Origin of the sequence: Streptomyces sp. NPDC091279 (assembly GCF_044757465.1) — a bacterium.
GTDB lineage: Bacteria > Actinomycetota > Actinomycetes > Streptomycetales > Streptomycetaceae > Streptomyces.
In genome coordinates, this window is sequence record NZ_JBIVVA010000004.1 from 228,576 (window position 1) to 248,891 (window position 20,316).

At 72.5% G+C, this 20,316-nt stretch carries 18 protein-coding genes and 1 pseudogene; 10 read left to right on the forward strand and 9 right to left on the reverse strand.

The window, feature by feature from the left end:
* Nucleotides 1–3: 3 nt before the first annotated feature.
* Nucleotides 4–498, reverse strand: a complete 495-nt coding sequence (locus ACIQOU_RS11475) for an FBP domain-containing protein (protein ID WP_401536156.1) — start codon at nucleotides 496–498, stop codon at nucleotides 4–6.
* A gap of 84 nt (nucleotides 499–582) precedes the next feature.
* Here ACIQOU_RS11475 and ACIQOU_RS11480 point away from each other — a divergent pair, with 84 nt between their 5' ends.
* Nucleotides 583–1,521, forward strand: a complete 939-nt coding sequence (locus ACIQOU_RS11480; protein WP_401536157.1) for a DUF3626 domain-containing protein — start codon at nucleotides 583–585, stop codon at nucleotides 1,519–1,521.
* On the opposite strand, the gene ACIQOU_RS11485 is transcribed toward ACIQOU_RS11480, so the two are convergent.
* Nucleotides 1,473–2,096, reverse strand: a complete 624-nt coding sequence (locus ACIQOU_RS11485; protein ID WP_401536158.1) for a PAS domain-containing protein — start codon at nucleotides 2,094–2,096, stop codon at nucleotides 1,473–1,475. The genes ACIQOU_RS11480 and ACIQOU_RS11485 overlap by 49 nt on opposite strands.
* Nucleotides 2,097–2,248: 152 nt before the next feature.
* Between ACIQOU_RS11485 and ACIQOU_RS11490 the strand changes: the two genes are divergently transcribed.
* The 5 genes from ACIQOU_RS11490 to ACIQOU_RS11510 all read left to right on the forward strand — a co-directional run bounded on the left by ACIQOU_RS11490 (nucleotide 2,249) and on the right by ACIQOU_RS11510 (nucleotide 9,761).
* The gene (locus tag ACIQOU_RS11490) at nucleotides 2,249–5,428 is read left to right on the forward strand and encodes a cytochrome P450 (RefSeq protein ID WP_401536159.1); all 3,180 of its coding nucleotides are present in this window, start codon (nucleotides 2,249–2,251) and stop codon (nucleotides 5,426–5,428) included.
* A gap of 24 nt (nucleotides 5,429–5,452) precedes the next feature.
* Complete coding sequence (locus ACIQOU_RS11495; RefSeq protein ID WP_401536161.1) at nucleotides 5,453–6,418, forward strand: phosphotransferase family protein; 966 nt, start codon at nucleotides 5,453–5,455, stop codon at nucleotides 6,416–6,418.
* A gap of 91 nt (nucleotides 6,419–6,509) precedes the next feature.
* Entirely contained in the window at nucleotides 6,510–7,799 is a 1,290-nt protein-coding gene (locus ACIQOU_RS11500) for an ROK family protein (RefSeq protein ID WP_401536162.1), read from the forward strand.
* A 70-nt stretch (nucleotides 7,800–7,869) separates the two neighbouring features.
* Complete coding sequence (locus ACIQOU_RS11505) at nucleotides 7,870–8,151, forward strand: helix-turn-helix domain-containing protein (RefSeq protein ID WP_401536163.1); 282 nt, start codon at nucleotides 7,870–7,872, stop codon at nucleotides 8,149–8,151.
* Complete coding sequence (locus tag ACIQOU_RS11510) at nucleotides 8,148–9,761, forward strand: helix-turn-helix domain-containing protein (protein ID WP_401536166.1); 1,614 nt, start codon at nucleotides 8,148–8,150, stop codon at nucleotides 9,759–9,761. The genes ACIQOU_RS11505 and ACIQOU_RS11510 overlap by 4 nt, the downstream gene beginning before the upstream one ends.
* Before the next feature lie 6 nt (nucleotides 9,762–9,767).
* Here ACIQOU_RS11510 and ACIQOU_RS11515 read toward each other — a convergent pair whose 3' ends face one another.
* A complete protein-coding gene (locus tag ACIQOU_RS11515) occupies nucleotides 9,768–10,730 on the reverse strand; it encodes an SDR family NAD(P)-dependent oxidoreductase (protein WP_401536168.1) in 963 nt (320 codons plus the stop codon).
* Nucleotides 10,731–10,844: 114 nt separating this feature from the next.
* A complete protein-coding gene (locus ACIQOU_RS11520) occupies nucleotides 10,845–11,861 on the reverse strand; it encodes a PHP domain-containing protein (RefSeq protein WP_401536170.1) in 1,017 nt (338 codons plus the stop codon).
* Between the two features lie 84 nt (nucleotides 11,862–11,945).
* Here ACIQOU_RS11520 and ACIQOU_RS11525 point away from each other — a divergent pair, with 84 nt between their 5' ends.
* Complete coding sequence (locus ACIQOU_RS11525) at nucleotides 11,946–12,182, forward strand: hypothetical protein (RefSeq protein ID WP_401536172.1); 237 nt, start codon at nucleotides 11,946–11,948, stop codon at nucleotides 12,180–12,182.
* 16 nt (nucleotides 12,183–12,198) lie between these two features.
* Here ACIQOU_RS11525 and ACIQOU_RS11530 read toward each other — a convergent pair whose 3' ends face one another.
* The 3 genes and pseudogenes from ACIQOU_RS11530 to ACIQOU_RS11540 all read right to left on the reverse strand — a co-directional run bounded on the left by ACIQOU_RS11530 (nucleotide 12,199) and on the right by ACIQOU_RS11540 (nucleotide 15,079).
* Nucleotides 12,199–13,437 (reverse strand): RICIN domain-containing protein, encoded by a 1,239-nt coding sequence (locus ACIQOU_RS11530; RefSeq protein WP_401536174.1) that lies wholly within the window; start codon nucleotides 13,435–13,437, stop codon nucleotides 12,199–12,201.
* Nucleotides 13,438–13,703: 266 nt separating this feature from the next.
* Nucleotides 13,704–14,252: pseudogene (locus tag ACIQOU_RS11535) on the reverse strand (VanZ family protein); the annotation flags it as partial.
* A 164-nt stretch (nucleotides 14,253–14,416) separates the two neighbouring features.
* Nucleotides 14,417–15,079: a DUF4230 domain-containing protein gene (locus tag ACIQOU_RS11540; RefSeq protein ID WP_401536175.1), complete on the reverse strand. Its 663-nt coding sequence runs from the start codon at nucleotides 15,077–15,079 to the stop codon at nucleotides 14,417–14,419.
* A gap of 207 nt (nucleotides 15,080–15,286) precedes the next feature.
* Between ACIQOU_RS11540 and ACIQOU_RS11545 the strand changes: the two genes are divergently transcribed.
* Complete coding sequence (locus tag ACIQOU_RS11545; protein WP_401536176.1) at nucleotides 15,287–16,240, forward strand: ribose-phosphate diphosphokinase; 954 nt, start codon at nucleotides 15,287–15,289, stop codon at nucleotides 16,238–16,240.
* 27 nt (nucleotides 16,241–16,267) lie between these two features.
* Here ACIQOU_RS11545 and ACIQOU_RS11550 read toward each other — a convergent pair whose 3' ends face one another.
* Together ACIQOU_RS11550 and ACIQOU_RS11555 are read right to left on the reverse strand one after the other, a co-directional pair.
* Nucleotides 16,268–16,648: an anti-sigma factor antagonist gene (locus ACIQOU_RS11550; protein WP_401536177.1), complete on the reverse strand. Its 381-nt coding sequence runs from the start codon at nucleotides 16,646–16,648 to the stop codon at nucleotides 16,268–16,270.
* A gap of 219 nt (nucleotides 16,649–16,867) precedes the next feature.
* Nucleotides 16,868–17,305, reverse strand: a complete 438-nt coding sequence (locus ACIQOU_RS11555; protein WP_401536180.1) for a MarR family winged helix-turn-helix transcriptional regulator — start codon at nucleotides 17,303–17,305, stop codon at nucleotides 16,868–16,870.
* A 115-nt stretch (nucleotides 17,306–17,420) separates the two neighbouring features.
* Here ACIQOU_RS11555 and ACIQOU_RS11560 point away from each other — a divergent pair, with 115 nt between their 5' ends.
* The gene (locus ACIQOU_RS11560; protein WP_401536182.1) at nucleotides 17,421–18,875 is read left to right on the forward strand and encodes an aldehyde dehydrogenase family protein; all 1,455 of its coding nucleotides are present in this window, start codon (nucleotides 17,421–17,423) and stop codon (nucleotides 18,873–18,875) included.
* A gap of 332 nt (nucleotides 18,876–19,207) precedes the next feature.
* Nucleotides 19,208–20,314: an NAD(P)-dependent alcohol dehydrogenase gene (locus tag ACIQOU_RS11565; protein WP_401536184.1), complete on the forward strand. Its 1,107-nt coding sequence runs from the start codon at nucleotides 19,208–19,210 to the stop codon at nucleotides 20,312–20,314.
* Nucleotides 20,315–20,316: the final 2 nt, after the last annotated feature.

The following is a 20,316-nucleotide window of genomic DNA, read 5'->3' on the forward strand; positions in this document are numbered from 1 at the left end:
GCGTCAGCCGTACAGCTTGTCCAGGAAGGCGGACAGGTTGGCCGTGGTGCGGGTGATCTGCTGCTCCACCGTGAGGCTCTCCTCGATGCGCATCCCGCTGTCCGGGAGCTTCCGGCCGCGCACATAGAGGGAACAGGCCAGGTCGGTGCACATGTACAGGCCGATCGAGTTGCCCTCGCGGCCCGCCGTGCCCGCCTTGCGCGCGGTCATCAGGGAGACCCCGCCGCCCGGGTGGGTCGTCAGGCACAGGGAGCACATGCTGCGGTGCAGAAATCCGCGCCGGGCGGCCGGGAACCGCAGCGTGACCCCGACGGGCCCGCCGTCCCGCTCGGCGACCAGACAGCTGCGGTCCGGTGCTCCCGGGTCCCGCCAGCCCAGGAAGTCCAGGTCGTCCCAGGGCCGGTCGTCGAGGTCGCGGGGGACTGCGAGACGCTTGGCCTCTCCCTTGGAGCAGTTGACGAAGGAGGCACGGATCTCCTGCTCGGTCAGCGATTTCATTAGGGACACTCCTGAAGGGTGACGGTCAAAGCCTAGGGCTCCTAGGTTTTGATCAGGGTAGAGGGCAGCGGCGGAGGGAAGCCAATGGATTACCCGGACGTCGATCCGACCCGGGCACCGCGGGCGGCGCGGGCGCTGCGCCATGTCGCGGCGCTCTCGGCCGGACCGCCCGTCGCCCCGGAGCTGCGGATCACCCTGAACTTCCACCCCGACCGCGCCACCGGCGGTCTGCCGATCCTCGACGCGCTCGCCGCCGACGGCGTCTACCGCTCCCAGTTCGTCACCGGCACCAGCAACGGCGGTCTCACCGCGCACCCCGGCGGCGACCGCTGGCGCTGGGAGAGCCGGATCTTCGGCGGCGCCTACGACGACGCCGACCCGCACGAGCGACCGGTCTACGGCGCCCTCGACTTCCGGCGCCAAGTCGTGGGCGCCGCACCGAGGTTCGGCTCCTCCCACTTCCGGCTCGACGCCCGGGCGACGGCCCGTGCCACCTTCTGCTACCCGGACAGCGCGGCCGAGCCGACCGACTTCGGCGTCGCCGCCGCGCTGCCCCTGATCGCCCTCGCCGAGGCCGACGAACAGGACGCCCTCAACGACTACATCGAGGCCCAGGTCCACGGTGGCCTCCACCTCGCCCGGGACGTCGAGGCCCTCGTCCTGGACGCCTGCTACCGGGGCACCCCCGTCGAGGCGGCGGCCCGACGGCTGCCCTGCCCCGTCGCATGGCACCCCGGCTACCGCCTCACCGTGCCCGAACTGCGGCGCCACGCCGACTACCGGGGGCAGGAGTACGCCGACCTCGGCGCCCGCATCGCCCGGGACGGCGTCATCGACCCCAGGGCCCTCGGCGACGCCTCCCGCACCGGCCGCCACGAGATCCAGGACCTCAAGATGGTCTGGCACACCCTGGCCCGCTTCGGCGCCCCGCAGGGCGCGGGCACGGCACGGTCCGACGGCCGGCCCCCGGCCCCCTACGCCTCCGGTGGCCACACCCCCGGCGTCAGGACACCCAAGGCGTAGGCGCGGGCGACGAGTTCGGTGCGGTTGGCCGCGCCCCAGCGGGCGGTCAGGCGGCGCAGATGGTAGGTGACGCCGTCCGTCGTCAGGCCGGTCTCCCGGGCGGCCCGCGCGGTCGTCGCGCCCCCGGCGAGCAGCGCCAGGATGCGGGCCTCCGCCGGAGTGACCTGCTCCGGGGCCGCAGGCGCCGGTTCACGCACGCCGAGCACCCGCAACATCACCAGCAGGGCCGGTGTGTCCTCGGAACTGTCGCTGACCGGGTCGGCGGTCAACTCCCCGTACCGCTCGGTGCCGTCGGCGCCCGGCCAGCACACCGACACCTGATAGCGCGACCGGTGCCGCAGCCGCAGCGCCTCGGCGATCCGCTCGACCTGCGTGGCCTCCTGCGGCCGGAACAGCTCCAGGACGTCCCGCCCGCGCAACCGCCCGGGACTGGTCCGGCACTCCGCCGCCATCGCCGGGTTCGCCAGCAGCACCGCCCCGTACACGTCACACACCGCGACCGGCGTCACCACCCGGTCGAACAGGATGAGCGCACGGTTGCGCCACACCACCGGGTCCTGCCCGCCCAGATCCATGTCCGCCTCCTGCCACGTCACGGCGCCCCGTGCAAGGGCGCCCCACCTCCATGTACTACACAATCATGTAGCGGCGCCGCCCCGGCGCGGCGGTGCCGTGAACCACCCTGGAAGGGCAGGTCTTCCGTACCGTGAAAGGCAGTTGTCGCGCCATGTCCCGCACCGCGCCGCACCCCTACACCGCCGACGCCCTCGCCGCCGTCCCCGTCGTCGACATCACCGCCACCGGACCGGGACGCGCCCCGCTCCAGCAGGTCATGCGGCTGATGCGGGAGCACGGGCCGGTGCTGATCCGCCGACTGCACGGACGGGACGCCCTCTTCGTCGCCGATCTCGACCTGGTGACCGACCTCGCCGACGAGACCCGGTTCGCCAAACACATCTCGCCCGCCCTGGAGAACGTCCGGGAGTTCGCCGCCGACGGCCTGTTCACCGCCTACAACGACGAGCCCAACTGGGCCAAGGCGCACGACATCCTGATGCCCGCGTTCGCCCTCGGCTCGATGCGCACCTACCACCCCGTCATGCTGGACGTGGCCCGCCGCGTCATCGACTCCTGGGACCGGGCCGCGCACACCGGGACGCCGGTGAACGTGCCCGAGGACATGACCCGGATGACCCTCGACACCATCGGACTCGCCGGGTTCGGCTACGACTTCGGGTCCTTCGAGCGCACCGAGCCGCACCCGTTCGTCGACTCCATGGTCCGCTGCCTGGAGTGGAGCATGACCCGGCTCGCCCGCGTCCCCGGCAGCGACCACACGGCGGCCGACGCGGCCTTCCGCGACGACGCCGACCACCTCGCCCGGGTCGTCGACGACGTCATCGCCTCCCGGGCCGGCACCGACCAGAGCGGCGCCGACGACCTGCTCGGCCTGATGCTCGGCGCCACCCACCCCTCCGACGGCACCACCCTGGACACCGCCAACATCCGCAACCAGGTCATCACCTTCCTGATCGCGGGGCACGAGACGACCTCCGGCGCCATGTCGTTCGCCCTGTACTACCTCGCCAAGCACCCCACCGCGCTGCGCCGGGTCCAGCAGGAGGTCGACGCCCTCTGGGGCGACCGGGCCGAACTCGACCCCACCTACGACGAGATCGGCCGTCTCACCTACACCCGCCAGGTCCTCAACGAGGCGCTGCGGCTGTGGCCGACCGCCGCCGCCTTCACCCGGCACGCGCTCGACGACACCCTGCTCGGCGGGCGCATCCCGCTGCGCGCCGGACAGCCCGTCAGCGTGATCGCGCCGATGCTGCACCGCCAGCCCGTCTGGGGCGACAACCCCGAGCTGTTCGACCCCGACCGGTTCACCGCCGAGGCCGAGGCGGACCGGCCGGTACACGCCTTCAAGCCCTTCGGCACCGGTGAACGCGCCTGCATCGGACGGCAGTTCGCGCTGCACGAGGCGACGATGCTGCTGGCCATGCTCGTGCACCGCTACCGGCTCGGCGACCACGCCGACTATGTGCTGGAGGTGAAGGAGACCCTCACCCTCAAGCCCGAGGGCTTCACCCTGACCCTCACCCCGCGCACCACCGCCGACCGCACCCGCCCGGCCGCCACGGCGTCCGTGGCCACCGGCGCCCCCGACCCGCTCGGCCTACCGGCCCGGGTCCGCCCCGGCACCGGCGCGCTCTTCCTGCACGGCAGCAACTACGGCACCTGCCGCGAGTTCGCCGCCCAACTCGCCGACGCGGCCGCCGAGATCGGCTGCGAGACGCAGGTCGCGCCCCTCGACGACTTCGCCGCCGGACTGCCCACCGACCGTACGGTGGTCATCGCCGCCGCCTCCTACAACGGCCACCCCACCGACGACGCCACCGCCTTCGCCGCCCGCCTGGCCGAGACCCACGACCTGACCGGCGTGACCTACGCCGTCCTCGGCGTCGGCGACCGCAACTGGGCCGCCACCTACCAGCACATGCCGACCCGCATCGACGAACGCCTCGCCGCCCAGGGCGCCACCCGCCTCATCGACCGCGCCGCCGCCGACGCCTCGGGCGATCTCACCGGCGCCGTACGGGAGTTCACCGCCCGACTGCGCACCGCCCTCCTGGAGCGGCACGGCGACCCGGACGCCCTCGCCCCGCAGGACGACGAGCCCACCGCCGCCTACCAGGTCCGCACCCTCACCGGCGGCCCCCTCGACGCCCTCGCCGCACGTCACGGGCTGGTGCCGATGACGATCACCGACGCCCACGACCTCACCGCCCCCGGCCACCCGCGCCGCAAGCGGTTCGTACGCGTCGCCCTCCCCGACGGCACCGCCTACCGCACCGCCGACCACCTCACCGTGCTCCCCGCCAACACCCCGGCCCTCGTCGACCGTGCCGCGGCCGCCCTCGGCGTCGACCTCGACACCGTCCTGGACATCCGCGCCGGCCGCCCCCGCCGCGACGGCCTCGCCGTGGACCGACCGCTGACGGTACGTCAACTCCTCACCCGGCACATCGAGTTGCAGGACCGCCCGACGCCGGACCAGTTGGCCGTCCTGGCCGCCGCCAACCCCTGCCCGCCCGAGCGCGCCGCCCTCGTCGCCCTCACCGCGGACGACCCGCGCACCCTCCTCGAACTCGTCGAGGACCACCCCGCCCTGCGCGGCGCCCTCGACTGGCCGCACCTCCTCGACCTGCTCACGCCGTTGCGCCCCCGCCACTACTCCATCTCCTCCTCGCCCGCCGTCGACCCGGCCCACGTCGAGCTGATGGTCTCCCTCCTCGAAGCCCCCGCCCGCTCCGGCAAGGGCGTCTACCGGGGCACCGGCTCGGGCCACCTCGCGGACCTCGCCCCCGGCGACACCGTGTACGCCCGCGTCCAGCCCTGCCGCGAGGCCTTCCGCCTCGACACCGCCGACCCCACCACCCCGGTCATCATGGTGTCGGCCGGTACCGGGCTCGCCCCCTTCCGAGGCGCCGTCGCCGACCGGGCAGCCGCCCTCGCCGACGGCGCCGAACTCGCCCCGGCCCTCTGCTACTTCGGCTGCGACGCCCCCGACGCGGACTTTCTGCACGCCGAGGAGCTGCGCGCCGCCGAACAGGCCGGGGCCGTCACTCTGCGCCCGGCCTTCAGCGCCGTCCCCGAGAACGGCGCCCGGTTCGTGCAGCACCGCATCGCCGCCGAGGCCGACGAGGTCGGTGCCCTGCTCGACGCCGGTGCCCGCGTCCATGTCTGCGGAGACGGCGGCCGGATGGCACCGGGCGTCCGGGCCGCGTTCCGTACCCTGTACCGGGACCGCACACCCGGCGCCGACGACGCGGCCGCCGAGGCCTGGCTCAACTCGCTGGTGGCGGACGGGCGTTACGTCGAGGACGTGTACGCGGCGGGCTGACCGAGAGGGAGAGGCGGGCGCACGGTGACGGACTCCTGGACACGGGCCCGACGCGTACTCCAGGCGGCGGGCATCCCACCGGACCACCTCGCCCACCTCACCCCGCTGACCGGCGGCACCTACAACACCGTCGAGGAACTCCGCCTCACCGACGGCGACCGGCACATCCTGAAGGTCGCCCCGGACGCCGAGGGTCTGCGCCACGAACGCCGACTCCTGGTCAGCGAGGCGGAGTTCTGCGCGGGAGCGGCGCGGGCCGACGTGCCCGCGCCGCTCGTCCTGCTGCCGGGCGACGGACTGCTCCTGCTGACCGCCTGCCCCGGCACCCCGTGGGACGACTCCCTCACCGAGGCCGAACGAGCCGACCTGCGCGGCGAGTTGGGCCGTCAGGTGGCCCGCCTGCACCGCGTCACCGGGCCCGGCTTCGGCTACCCGTCCGGCGCCCTCGGCCCCCTCGCCCCCGACTGGCGCACCGCGTTCACCACGATGCTGGCCGCCGTCCTCGCCGACGCCCACGACCACCGGCCCGAACTCCCCTTCCCCGTGGGCGACATCGCCGCGAGGCTCGCCCCGGCCCACGACGCCCTCGACGCCGTCGCCGTCCCGTGCCTCGTCCACTTCGACCTCTGGCCCGGCAACATCCTGGTCGACCGCGCCACGGGCACGCCCCGCATCGGCGGACTCATCGACGGCGAGCGGATGTTCTGGGGCGACCCGCTGGCCGACTTCGTCTCCCTCGCCCTGCTCGGCGACATCAGGAAGGACGACGCCTTCCTCGCCGGGTACCGGGAGGCGGGCGGCCGGGTCGCGTTCGACGCCGGGGAACGACTGCGGCTCGCGCTCTACCGGGCCTACCTCTACCTGATCATGCTCACCGAAGTGGTCCCGCGCGGCCTCGGAGCCGACCGGGTCCGCTGGGCGCGGCAAGCGGTTGCCCCCGAACTGGCCGCCGCCCTCGACGAGATCGACGAGCTGACCTCCGGCTCTTAGCTCACAGCGTGAACTAAGGGGTGGCGGAATATCGCGCCGGGCCCGAGCCCGGAGGTAGGTTGCAGGTCGGACAGGGTGTGAAGGGGACGCAATGGCGGAGCGGAGCGGACGCACGGTACGCGACCTCAGACGGGCCAACCGCACGGCCGTGCTGCAACGGCTCTACTTCGACGGCCCCCTCAGCCGCTTCGAACTGGGACCGGTCACCGGCCTCAGCTCCGGTTCGGTCAGCAACGTCGTCGCGGACCTGGTCGCTGACGGGCTCGTCGAGGAGGCGGGCAGCGTCGACTCCGACGGCGGCCGACCGCGCACCCTGCTGCGGGTGGCACCCGGCAGCGGCCATCTGATCGGCGTCGACGTCGGTGAGACCCGCGTCAGGATCGAGCTGTTCGACCTCACCCTCACCGAACTCGCCCGCACCGAACGCCCGTTGACCCAGCAGCGCTACGAGGTCGAGGACATCGTCGGCCACCTCCGCGACGGCGTCGCGGAGGTGCTGGCCGAGGCACGCGTCGCCCCCGAACACCTTCTCGGCGTCGGCATCGGCGTCCCCGGCATCATCGAACACACCCCCGACCGGGGCGCGTTGGTGCACGGCCAGACCATCGGCTGGGACGCCGTCCCGCTGGAGCAGCTCCTGCGCGCCACCTCCCCGCTCCCCGTCACCGTCCCGTACTTCATCGACAACGGCGCCAAGACCCTCGGCCAGGCCGAGATGTGGTTCGGCGGCGGACGCGGCGCCCGCAACGCGGTCGTCGTCCTGTTCGGCTCCGGCGTCGGCGCCTGCCTCGTCACCCCCGAGGTCGAACACGGCCGCGCCGTCGAGTGGGGGCACCTGACCGTGCGGGTCCGAGGGCGCCGTTGCCGGTGCGGGGCGCTCGGCTGTCTGGAGGCGTACGCGGGCGCCGAGTCGCTGCTGCGCCGCTGGCACGAGCAGGGCGGCCGTCCGCCCGAGGGCGCCGACGAGGAGACCGCGCTGACCGCGCTGCTCGCCGCCGCCGACCCGCCCGAGGGCACGGCCGCCGACCCCGTCGCGCTGGCCGTCCTGGAGGAGACCGCCGAGTATCTGGGCGCCGGGCTGTCCGACCTGATCAACCTCTTCCAGCCCGAGCGCATCCTCATCGGCGGCTGGGCCGGTCTCCAGCTCGGCGCCCGCTTCCTGACCGCCGTACGCCGCCACGCCCGCGCCTACGCGCTGCGCCACCCCGCCGAGAAGGTCACCGTCGAACTCGGCAGGCTCGGCCCGGACGCGGTCACCGTGGGCGCCGCGATCCTCCCCCTCGCCGACTTCTTCACCCGGGGCGGCCGCCGCGTCCCGCCCGCCCCCGAGGGCCCGACGCCCGCCTGGCGCACGGCACTTGAGGAGCGGGCGCCGCACTGACCGTCGTTGCCCCATGCGTGGTGGGCATGGCGTATGCGCGGGGCGCATCGGCTCCGGATAGGGTCGGATCATGGGACTGACCTCGGGAGAGCGCGTGCGCTCGGCGGTGGCCGCGCTGATGCAGGCCACCGGCGACTCCCAGGCCGGGGTCGCGGACGCGCTCGGGGTGAGCCAGGCCCAGGTCAGCCGCCGTCAGTCCGGCAGCGCCGCCTGGACCCTCGCCGACTGCGACGCGCTTGCCGCGCACTTCGGCATCGACGTCCTGGATCTGCTCGCCGGACCCACCCGCGCGTGCGAGACCCTGCCCGCACGGCGGCGCCGACGCGGCGGTACGAGAGAGGTGACCCGATGACGGACTTCCAGGCGATCGACGCGTTGCTCGCCGCCGCCCGCGAGGAGGCCGCCCTGCCGACGGCCGAGGAACGGCGCGCCCTGCGCGAGGGCCTGAACCTCTCCCGCGCCCAGCTCGCCCACGCCCTCGGGGTGAGCCCCTCCACGGTCGGCGGCTGGGAGAGCGGCCGCGACCCCGGCGGCGAGGTCCGCGAGAAGTACGCGTACTTCCTCGAAGGCGCCCGCACGAAACTGACGGCCAGAACCGAACCGGAAGCTCCCCTTGCACCGGCCGCCGACGCAACAGCCGTTGACGCAGCGGGTGTTGACGCGCCGGACCTCGACGCACCCGGCGTCGCGGCATCCGACGCCGACGGACCGGACCTCTCGGGCGACGACGTCGAAGCCCTCGCCGCCCCGCAGCCCTGCGTCCTGTGCGGTGGCCCCGCCCGCCATCAGGTCGCCGGTTTCCCGCAGCACCTGGACCCGACGGAATGCGGAACCCCGGCACCCCAACAGCCGGAACCGGAACCGGAATCCGAGGAGCCCCCCGGCACGGCGCGCACCCGACGGCCGGAACCGGAACGGGACGGGACGCGCGGCACGGCGCGCACCCGACCGCCCGCACCGGTGGCGAAGTCCGTGAAGGTCCATCCCGTGGGCCGTCGGATGCGGGCCGCCGATGCCGCCGAACCCGATCTGATCGCGGCCGCCGTCTCCGCCGCGCTCGCCGAGCACGAGGGCGATGTCGAGGCGGCCACCGCCGCCCTGCTGAAGCGGGCCATCCCCGACGCGATGGCGCTGCTCGACCACACCCGCAAGGGCGGCCGGTACGACGTCATCGCCCACCCGTGGATTCCGGACGTGCTGCGCAAGCAGTCCGCACGCGGCCCCGACCGGATCTGGGAGGCCCGCCCCAAGTGGGCGCGGCCCGAACTCCCCGCCGGCGCCCACCGGGTGACCGCCCTCGACATCAACGGCGCCTATCTGTCCGCCCTCAAGACCCATCTGCCGATCGGCCAGTTGGAACACTCCGAGGGCCCCGGCCACGACCGCCGCCGGGCCGGCGTGCACCTGATCACCCCGCCGGAGTGGGAGCACGACGACCACCTCCCCCACCCGATCGGCAACCGCGACGAACCCGGACCGCTCTGGGTCACCGAACCCACCCTGCGGCTCCTGCTGCGGCTGTCGGGGCCGAAGTACGGACTGTGCGAACCGCCCGAGATCCACGAGTCGTTCACCTCCGGCGCCACCGAAGGCCTCCTGGAGAAGTTCCGGGTCGCCCTCAAGGACGCCCGGGACCGGGCCATCGCCGAGGACGACGAGGTGACGTTGGAGTATGTGAAGGCGATGTACTCCAAGTTCGTCTCCACGATGGGCGAGTCGAACTACAACCGGGAGCTGTACCGCCCCGACTGGATGCACCTCATCCGCTCCCAGGCCTTCGCCAACCTCTGGACCAAGGCCTTCAAGGCCTACGACGAGGGCCTCACCGTGGTCCGCGCCATGGGCACCGACGAACTCCACGTCATCGGTGACTGGCGCGCCGTGTTCCCGGAGGGCCGGGGCGTCACCGAGGTGAAGGTCAAGGACGTCTACGACATCGGTGAGGACACCCCGGCGAGCTGAACCGCCCTATCCGGCAAAGGCGTTGACGCCGGTGAGGTCGGCCGAGAGGGTCCACAGCCGGGCCGCGAGGTCGGGGTCGATGGCCCAGGACCTCACCCCGGAGCGTTCGTCGCCCTCGACCGCGGGCTCAGCGATGTCGCAGTCCTCCAGGTAGACGCCCCCGAGACCGTCCAACTGGGGCGAGGTCGCCGCCCACACCTGGGTCGCCGCACCCTGCGGCGGGGTCTTGAAACCCTTCGGGTTGAGGGGCGTGCCGTCCGCGTCGATCCAGCCGCGCTCCACCATCTCCGCCCGGGCCAGGTGCCGTTGGAGCGGGGTGAGGATGCCGCCGGGGTGCAGCGCGAAGGCACGGACCCCCGCGTCGCGGGCCAGCCGGTCGAGGTGGACGGCGAACAGGACGTTGGCGGTCTTGGCCTGCCCGTAGGCCTGCCACTTGTCGTAGCCGTGCTCCCACTGGAGGTCGTCCCAGCGGATGCCGGAGAAGTGGTGGCCGCGCGAGGAGACCGACACCACCCGGGCGCCGCCCGGCGCGATCGCCGGCCACAGCCGGTTGACGAGGGCGAAGTGACCGAGGTGGTTCGTGGCGAACTGCGCCTCCCAGCCGGGCCCCACCCGGGTCTCCGGGCACGCCATGACGGCGGCGCTGCCGATGACGATGTCCAGGGAACGTCCGGTGGCGAGGAACCGTTCGGAGAACGCGCGCACGCTCTCCAGGTCCGCGAGGTCCAGCTCGTCCACCTCGACGCCGTCCAGGTCGGCCAGCGCCTCCGCGGCGACGGCCCGGCGGCGGGCGGGGACGACGACCTGGGCGCCGGCCCGGGTGAGCGCGCGGGTGGTCTCCAGGCCGATGCCCGAGTAGCCACCGGTGACGAGCGCGAGTTTGCCCGTCAGGTCGATGCCCCGCAGGACGTCGTCGGCGGTGCTGGTCGCGCCGAAATCGGAACCGATCGTGTGCTGTGCAGTGCTCATGTCCGGAACGCTACGGATTGGAGTGCTCTCGAAGTCAAGTGGCGAAGCGGGGCCACGTGGGGAAGCGGGGCCACGTGGGCAAGCGGGGCCACGTGGCGAAGCGGGCCCCGCCCCTCACCCTCCCCTGCTCCACGCGAGCAGTCGGTCGACCGGCCAGGTCGTCACCACCCGTTCGGCGGGCACCCCGCACTCCTCGGCGCGGGCGCATCCGTACGCCTGCCAGTCCAGCTGTCCGGGCGCGTGCGCGTCCGTGTCGATCGAGAACAGCACCCCCGCCGCCACGGCCCGCCGTAGCAGCCGACGCGGCGGGTCGAGCCGTTCCGGACGGCTGTTGATCTCCACCGCCGTGCCCGCCCGCGCGCAGGCCGCGAACACCTCGTCCGCGTCGAACGTCGATTCCGGCCGCCCGCGCTCGCCGATCAGCCGTCCGGTGCAGTGGCCCAGGATGTCCGCGTGCGGATCACTGACGGCGGCCACCATCCGGCGGGTCATCGCGCGGGTGTCCATGCGCAGCTTGGAGTGCACCGACACCACGACGACGTCGAGCCGGTCGAGCAGCTCGGGTTCCTGGTCGAGCGTGCCGTCGTCGAGGATGTCGCACTCGATGCCGGTGAGCAGCCGGAACGGCGCCCAGGAGGCGTTCAGCTCGGCGACCACGTCCAGCTGCTCGCGCAGCCGTTCGGGTGACAGACCGCGGGCGACGGTCAGGCGGGGGGAGTGGTCCGTGAGCACCGCCCACTCATGGCCGAGCCGGGCCGCCGTCCGACCCATCTCCCCGATCGGGCTGCCGCCGTCCGACCAGTCGGAGTGGAGATGGCAGTCGCCGCGCAGCAGGGCCCGCAACCGCTCGCCGCCCGGTACCGGGACAGCGGCGGCCGCGTCCTCGTGCTCCGCCTTGGTCAGATATTCGGGCACCTGCCCGGCGAGGGCCTCCCGCACCACCTGGGCGGTCTTCGGGCCGACACCCTTGAGGGACTCCAGACAGCCGTCCTCGGCACGCTCGCGCACCTCGGCCGGGGACAGGGCGCCCAGCACCCGGGCGGCGGTACGGAAGGCCCGGACCCGGTAGGTCGGGGCGAGGGAGCGTTCCAGCAGGAAGGCGATCCGGTCCAGCGCCTCGACGGGGTCCATGGCCGCCTCCTCCGTTGCCCCGGCGGCCGCCCCCGAGGGGCTCGGATCGGTCGTGACCGCGGGATGCGTTCTAGGCTCTATTGCATGACCGAAAACGCGAGCCCGCACCTCTCCTTCCCGCGGATCATGGTCCTCGGCGTGCAACCGGGCAGGCATCCGTTCCGGATCGTCGAGATCGACGGCGAAGTGGTCGGGGAGGCGACGTCCCTCACCGACGTCCTCGTGGTGGCCGCCCGGCACGGCATCCCGGTCCACGACCTGGACGACCCGGCGGTGGTGCGCTGGGTGGGCGGCGACAAGTTCACCTGGCAGATCCACTGACCGCCGCCCAGCTCTCTCAGCCGACCGTCCACTTCTGGTTCGCGGTGCCCGCGCAGGTCCAGAGCTGGAGGCGGGCGCCGTTCGCGGAACTGTTGTCCTTGACGTCCAGGCACTTGTTCGCCTGCGGGTTGACGATGTCGTTCGCCCCGGAGACGGCCCATTGCTGCGCGGGCCCGCCGGTGCAGTCCCACAGCTGGAGGGGCGTGCCGTCCGCGGTGCCGCCGCCCGCGACGTCCAGGCACTTGCCCAGCGCCCGGATCGTCCCGTCGGCCCCCACCGTCCACCGCTGCGCGGCACTGTTGTTGCAGTCGTAGAGCTGAACGGGGGTGCCGTTGGCGGAGTTCGCCTCGGCCACGTCGGCGCACTTGCCGGCCAGGCCCCGGATCGCGCCGCCGGACGCCGAGTCGCCGGTAGTCACCGACACGGAGTCCACCACCAGTTGCTGCGGGAAGGCGGTGGAGCCGTCCGGGTCGCCGGGCCAGTAGCCGCCCACCGCCAGATTCAGGATCAGGAAGAACGGCTTGTTGAACACCCAGCTGCGACCGCCCAGGTCGGCGGGGGTACGGCGCTGGTAGACGTTCCCGTCCACGGTCCAGGTGATCGAGTCCGGCGCCCAGTCCACCGCGAAGGTGTGGAAGGCGTCGGCGAAGGCCTGGCCGTTCGGCAGCGAGTACGCGGCGCCGATGCCGCCCGAGCCGGAGTAGCCGGGCCCGTGGATGGTGCCGTGCACGGTCGACGGTTCAAAACCGACGTTCTCCATGACGTCGATCTCGCCCGAGTCCGGCCAGTTGACCGGCGCGCCGAGCATCCAGAACGCCGGCCACATGCCCTGCCCGCGCGGCACCTTCATGCGCGCCTCGACATGACCGTACTGCGCGCTGAACTTCCCCGACGTGTTGAGCCGGGCCGAGGTGTACTCACATGTGCCGTACCAGCACTGGTAGGCGGCGGGGTTCTCGCGGCGGGCGGTGATGACCAGATGGCCCTGGCCGTCCAGGGCCGCGTTGCGGTTGCCGGCCGTGTAGTACTGCCGTTCATGGTTGTTGACGTTGTCGCCGGTCTCGATCTGCCACTTCGATCCGTCGACGGCGGCACCGGCGGGACCGTCGAAGGAGTCGGAGAACGCCACCGCGGCCGAGGCGGCGGGGGCGTCCTTCGCGGTGCGGGCGTCGGCCGGCGCGGTCGCGACGGACGCGACGAGGACGGCGGGCAGGACGGCGAACAGACATCTGCGGAGCAGGAGTGGGGAGGCCAACGGCTCTTCCTTCCGGCGAGGGTGGGGGGTGAAGACGTGGCCTCTTGATTTAAGGAGTGAGATAAGGGCCACGTCAAGACCTTGGTCTGTACCAAGATCCTGACGTGGTCGGGTCAGGCGCTCTTCGTGCGCTTGAGGGACCGGGGAAGCTTCGAGAACGCCGAAGTAGCCCTGGAGGAACGGGAGTTAGCGGGCGCCTTCGACGGCTTCGCGTTCTTCGACGGCTTAGAGGTCTTCGTCGGCTTCGCGGTCCGCCTGGCCGTCTCGCGGGTTTTGCGGGCGTGCACCGCGCGGCCCATCCGCCGTCCCAGCAGCAGGTAACCCACCAGCGCGCCCGAGGTGTTGAGGATGACGTCGTCGATGTCGAAGGCGCGCCCGGTGATCAGCGCGCCCTGCGCGAACTCCACCAGCAGCATCACCATCGCCGTCAGCAGCAGCACCCGCAGCAGTCCCCGGGCGCGCGGCGCGAGCACCGGCACCAGGATGCCGAACGGGACGCCGAGCACGACGTTGCCGCCGATCTGCTTCACCGCGTCCCGCAGCGCGGGCTGGTCGATGTAGGCGCGCAGCGAGCTGCCCGGGTGGAGGTTGGTGTGGACGAGCGACACCGAGGCCGGGGACGGCTCCAGGGTCAGCTTGGCCAGCACCACCGCGAACGCCACCATGAACCCGAACGCGCACAGCATCGCCAGGAACCGGACCGGGAACGGCAGTACATGCCGTTCCCGCTCGGCGGGCGGTGGCGCCGAGCCGCCGCCCGGCTTCGGGGCGCGCGGGCGCCATCCCCTGCGCGGCCTTGCCTCTGCCCGGGCCATGTCCGTCCTCCGGTCCACTCGTCGATCGATCGGCTGATCGCTCGGTCGGTTGTCGGTTCTCGGCTGCCAGCTGTCGGCTGGTAGCTCTCAACGTCTCTGTGTCGCAACCCGGTTACCCGCGAACCGGCCCGCGATGCCCGGCCGGCCGACCGGGCATCGCGCGGTCATGAGCCGTAGCTGACGTGCACCTCCTTGAAGCCCAGCGAGTGCAGCAGGCCCTGGAGCATGTCGGTGGTGTTGGTCTCGGCCCGCTTGGTCAGACCGCTGTCCTTGGCCGCGTCACCGATGTGCTGGACGGCCACCTTCTGCACGGCCTGCTCGCTGTTGGGGTTGTCCGAGAAGAGGTCGCCGAGCCGGTCGAGCAGCCCGCGCTGCTTGGACACCGCGTACGAACGGTCCGGGTTCAGGGCCGGTGTGCCCAGCGCCGCGTGCGGCAGCCGCAGCGTGGCCGACGTCCGGTCGGCGTCGACCTTCACGTCGTCCTCGCCGATCTTCCCGAGGTCGACATAGGCGTCCACGGTGCCCGCGCCCACGTACAGGACGCGCGAGCCGCGGATCGCGTCGGGCAGGTACTTGGTGTCCTTCTCCAGGTCCACGACGACCTGGAAATTGCCGGACGCGGCGTCGTAGCGGCTCATGTCCTGGATGGACTGGAGCAACGTGGGCCCCGTCCGGTCGTGCGTCTCGGTGCCGAACAGATCCTTGAGCCCGGGCAGCACGCTCAGCCGGATTCCGGCGAAGAACACCACGAGCACCAGCACGACGGCGCTCACCGCCTTGGCCCAGCCGGGCATCCGCCTCGATGGGGGCCTGATGGGAGTCGTCATGGCGAACGGCCCTCCTTCCTGGAGACCGGATGCCCCTCAAACCCCTTGCCAGACCGCCCCGTTGCCGGATCGGCACGCGCCCGGTCCCGGTGCGGCGGCCCGCGCCCGCCCGCACCCGGTCTCGGCCGCCGGTCGCGTGGCGCGCGGTGATCCGGGTGATCAGTAGCATGAGGGTGACCCGTTCATGATCACGCGAGGAGCCCGATCGTGCGAGACATCTCCGTGTTCAGCGGCAGTGCCCACCCCGATCTGGCCGCCGAGGTCTGCGCGCACCTGGGGGTGCCGCTCAGCCCGACCCGGGTGAGCCGGTTCGCCAACGACTGTCTGGAGGTGCAGCTCCAGGCCAACTGCCGGGAACGGGACGTCTTTCTGATCCAGCCGCTGGTCAAGCCCGTCCAGGAGAACCTGGTGGAGCTGCTGCTGATGTGCGACGCGGCGCGCGGGGCGTCGGCGGGCCGGATCACCGTCGTCATGCCGCACTACTCCTACGCGCGCTCCGACAAGAAGGACGCGCCGCGGATCTCGCTCGGCGGACGGCTCGTCGCCGACCTGCTGGTGGCGGCGGGCGCCGGCCGCGTCCTCGCCATGACCCTGCACTCACCGCAGGTCCACGGGTTCTTCTCGGTGCCGGTCGACCATCTGCACGCGCTGCGGGAGCTGGCCGCCTACTTCCGGCGCTACGACCTCAGCCGCACGACCGTCGTCTCGCCCGACCTCGGCAACGCCAAGGAGGCCGCCGCGTTCGCCCGGCTGATCGGCGCCCAGGTGGCGGCCGGCGCCAAACAGCGCTTCGCCGACGACCGGGTCTCCATCAGCTCCGTCATCGGCGACGTCGCCGACCGGGACGTCATCGTCCTCGACGACGAGATCGCCAAGGGCAGCACCGTCATCGAACTCCTGCACCGGCTGCGGGAGTCGGGGCCGCGCTCGATCCGGGTCGCCTGCACGCACGGGCTGTTCGCGGCCGGCGCGCTGAAGCGGCTCAGCCAGGAGAGCGACGTCCTGGAGATCGTGTGCACCAACACCGTGCCGGTCCCGGCCGAGGAGCACACCGACAAGCTGCGCGTCCTGTCCATCGCCCCGGCCCTCGCCGAGGCCGTACGGCGCATCCACAACGGCGAGTCCGTCAGCGCCCTGTTCGACGCGCCCCGCGAGGTGTAGGAGCCGACGGGCCGGGGCCGCCGTCGCTCACCTCGGCTCCGAGGCGGCCTCGGGGCGTTCCAGGGCCGCGTCCAGCGTCGGGTACGGCGGCAGCAGCTTGGCCAGGCCGGTGATGCGCAGGACCCGCAGGGTGAGCGGGTGGGTGCAGACCAGCCGGAGCCGGCCGTCCTGGTCGAGCACCCGGCTGCGCGCCCGGTACAGCAGCCGCAGCCCCGAGCAGTCGAAGAAGTCCACCCCGCCGAGGTCGATCACCAGCCGGACGTCCCGGTGCGCCGTCACCCGGTCCAGGTACGGGGCGATCTCCACGGCCGCCGCGATGTCGATGTCACCGCGCAACTCCAGCACCGTGTGGCCCCGGTCCTGACGGACCCGGACATGACGGGTCGGGGGCGCCGTTTCCTGCTGCACGACGACATCGCCTCCATCCGGCTCCGTACCCGGCGGCCGCTGGGGCCACCGGGGGCTGGGGCGACGCCGTACCGCGAGCCCACGAGTGCGCCCCTGTTGCCCGGGGCGTGAACCGGCGCGCATCCGTTCCCCGCTCAGCAAGGTACCGCCGATGGAATGAATTTGAGCATGTTCGATTGACATATGTCTGTGAATTGATCCGACGGTTCCTGAAGTCGCTCACGACAGGGCGTGCCAGGCCCGGGTGAGCGCCTGGCGGAACTGTTCGCCCTGGTGCGCGGTGAGGTCCCGGACCATCCGTTCCTCCAGCTCCCGCACCGGCCCGGCGCACCGGTCGAGCAGCTCACGGCCCGCGTCGGTGAGCAGGATCAGCAGCTCCCGGCGGCTGTGCGGATTGCGCTCCCGCCGGACCAGACCGCGCCCCTCCAGCTGACGGACCAGGTCGGCGATCGACTGCGCCGTCACGAACGAGTCACGGGCCAACTGGGCCGCCGACAACCCGTCGTGCCGCTCAAGGACGGTGAGCGCCGTGTACTGCAACGCGGTGATCCCGGACGGCCTGACCAGCTCGTCGAGATGCGAACGCACCACCAACTCCACCTGTTTGACCAGGTAGAGCAGGGACGGGGGCGCCTTGGTCACCTGGGTTCCGGCCATGACTTCAGCCTAGAGCATTGACAGGAAACCTGTCGTTGATGAGACTGCCAACTGAAGCTCGGACCATCAGGAAACCTGTTGGTTGAACACTTGGCAATGAGGCTGAGGAGTGGCGATGACCGCCTTCGAGAGCGCACCCGGACGGCTCTTCGTCGCGGGCGGGTGGCGCGAGGCCGCCGACGGAGCCCGCACCGAGGTGATCGACCCCTCCAGCGGCGCGGTCCTCACCACCGTCGCCGAGGCCGGACCCGCCGACGTCGACGCCGCCGTCCGGGCCGCCCGGGACGCCTTCGACGACGGCGCCTGGTCCGGGCTCAGCGGCCGGGAGCGCGGCCGGGTCCTCACCCGGGTCGCCCAGCTGATCAGGGAGAACGCCGAGGAGCTGGCCGATCTGGAGAGCGTGGACGTCGGCAAGCCGCACGCCCTGTGCCGGGCCGTCGACGTCGAGCACACCGCCGCCGCCTACGAGCACTTCGGCGCCCTCGCGCACGCGCTGGACGGTGCCGTCCGGGACACCCCGCTCGACGCCCTCGCCTACACCCGGCGTGAGCCGATCGGCGTGGTCGGCGCGATCACGCCGTTCAACTTCCCGCTGATCCTTGCCGGTTCGAAGCTCGCCCCGGCGCTCGCGGCCGGCAACACGGTCGTCCACAAGCCCGCCGAGGAGACCCCGCTCAGCGCCCTGCGGATGGCCGGGCTGCTCCAGGAAGCGGGCGTCCCCGACGGCGTGGTCAACGTGGTGACCGGCACCGGTCCGGTGGCCGGCGAGGCCCTGCTGCGGCACGAGGGCGTCGACAAGATCGCGTTCACCGGCTCCACCGCCGTCGGCCGGCACGTCGCCGCGGTCGCCGGTGCGGCGCTCAAGCCCGTCACCATGGAACTCGGCGGCAACGCGGCCCACCTCGTCTTCGAGGACGCCGACCTGGAGAGCGCGGTCGGCGCGATCATCAAGGCGTTCGTCTTCAACACCGGGCAGTTCTGCATGGGCGGGCCCCGGCTGCTGGTGGCCCGGCCGGTGTACCGCACCCTGCTCGGCATCCTCGCCGAGGCGGTTCCCGCGGTGCCGGTGGGTGACCCTCGGCGGGCCGAGACCGTCGTCGGGCCGATGGCGGGGGAGCGGCATCTGCGCAAGGTCGAGGAGTACGTCGAGCTGGCCCGCAAGGAAGGGGGGAGCGTCGTGTGCGGGGGCGCGCGGCTGCGGTTGGGCGGCGGTTTCTACTACCTGCCGACCGTGATCGCCGACCTTCCCAACGACTCCCCCGTCATCCAGGAGGAGGTCTTCGGGCCGGTGCTCACCGTGCAGCCCTTCGACACCGAGGACGAGGCCGTCGCTCTTGCCAACTCCACGGCGTACGGGCTGGCTTCGGGGATTCAGACGACTCGTCTGGCGCGGGCGCATCGGGTTGCGGGGCGGTTGCGGGCGGGGGTGGTGTGGATCAATGACTGGGCCATGTTGGACCCTGCGGTGCCGTTCGGTGGGGTGAAGGGGTCCGGTTACGGGCGGGAGTACGGGGCGGAGGCGCTCGCCGCGTATACGCAGGTCAAGTCGGTTGTTGTGTCGCTCGGGTGAGCGGGGGCCGGGTTGTGCGGGGCGGGGGCGTTTGGCGGGTGCGGCGCCGTTGTGGCTGGTTGCGCCCGCGCGGCGGAGCCGCATATTGATACAGCCCCGCGCCCCTATGAGGGGCTCAGGTTGTCGGTCGGGTGCGGGCCGGTGGGGGCTTGTCGCGCAGTTCCCCGCGCCCCTATTAGGGGCTCGGTTGTCGGTCGGGTGCGGGTCCGGTGGGGGCTTGTCGCGCCCGGGCGGCGGAGCCGCATGTTGATACAGCCTCGCGCCCCTGTAGGGGCTCGGGTTGTCGGGTCGTGTGTCGATAAGTGTTCGTCGTTGTAAGGGAGTTCATGCTCATGGCCGTTCATGCTCGGGCTGCTGTTGTTGAGGTGGAGGGTGGGGGGTTTGTTGTGGGGGGTGTGGAGTTGGACGGGCCTCGGGGTGGGGAGGCGGTGGTGCGGATGGTGGCCGTCGGGGTGTGTCATACCGATCTCGGGGTGGCCGGGGGCGGGTTGCCGTTTCCGTTGCCCGGGGTGCTCGGGCATGAAGGGGTCGGAGTGGTCGAGGAGGTCGGTGACGGGGTGGGCGCGGTCGCGGTCGGGGACCAGGTCGTACTGTCGTTCACCTCGTGCGGGTCCTGCCGCAACTGCCGGGGCGGGCACCCCGCGTACTGCGCGACCTGGCTGCCGCTCAACCTGATCGGCGGGCGCCGAGCCGACGGCACCGCGACCCTCCACCGGGACGGCGTCCCCCTCGGCGGCCACTTCTTCGGGCAATCCTCCTTCGCGGAACGGGCGTTGGTCGACGAACGCGCTCTCGTCAAGGTCGACCCGGACGTGCCGCTGACCCCGCTCGCCCCGCTGGGGTGCGGGGTGCAGACCGGCACCGGTGCCGTCTGGAACGTGCTGCGCCCCGCCCTCGGCGACACCGTCGTGGTGCTCGGCGCCGGAGCGGTCGGGCTCTGTGCCGTGATGGCCGCCGCCCTCACCCCGGCCGCCCGGATCGTCGCCGTCGACCGGGTCGCCGAACGCCTTGTGCTGGCCCAGGAGTTGGGCGCCACCCACACCGTCGACACCAGCGGTGCCGACCTCGGTGAGGCGCTCGCCGCGATCACCTCGGGACAGGGCGCGGACGGCGTCGTCGAGACCACCGGCAACGTCGGTGTGCTGCGGAGCGGCGTCGACGCGCTCGCCGCCCGCGGCACCCTGGTCGTCGTCGGCGCCCCGCCCTTCGGCACCGAAGTCGCCCTGGACGTCAACGGGTTGCTCGGCGGCAAGCGGGTCGTCGGCCTCACCCTCGGCGACGCCGAGACGCGCACCGCCGTTCCCGCCCTGGTCGACCTGGTGACGTCCGGGCGACTGCCGTTGCACCGCCTGATCACCACCTACCCGTTCGCGGACATCGACCGGGCGGCGCGGGACATGGCCGAGGGCCGGGTGATCAAGCCCGTGCTGGTGTTCTGAGC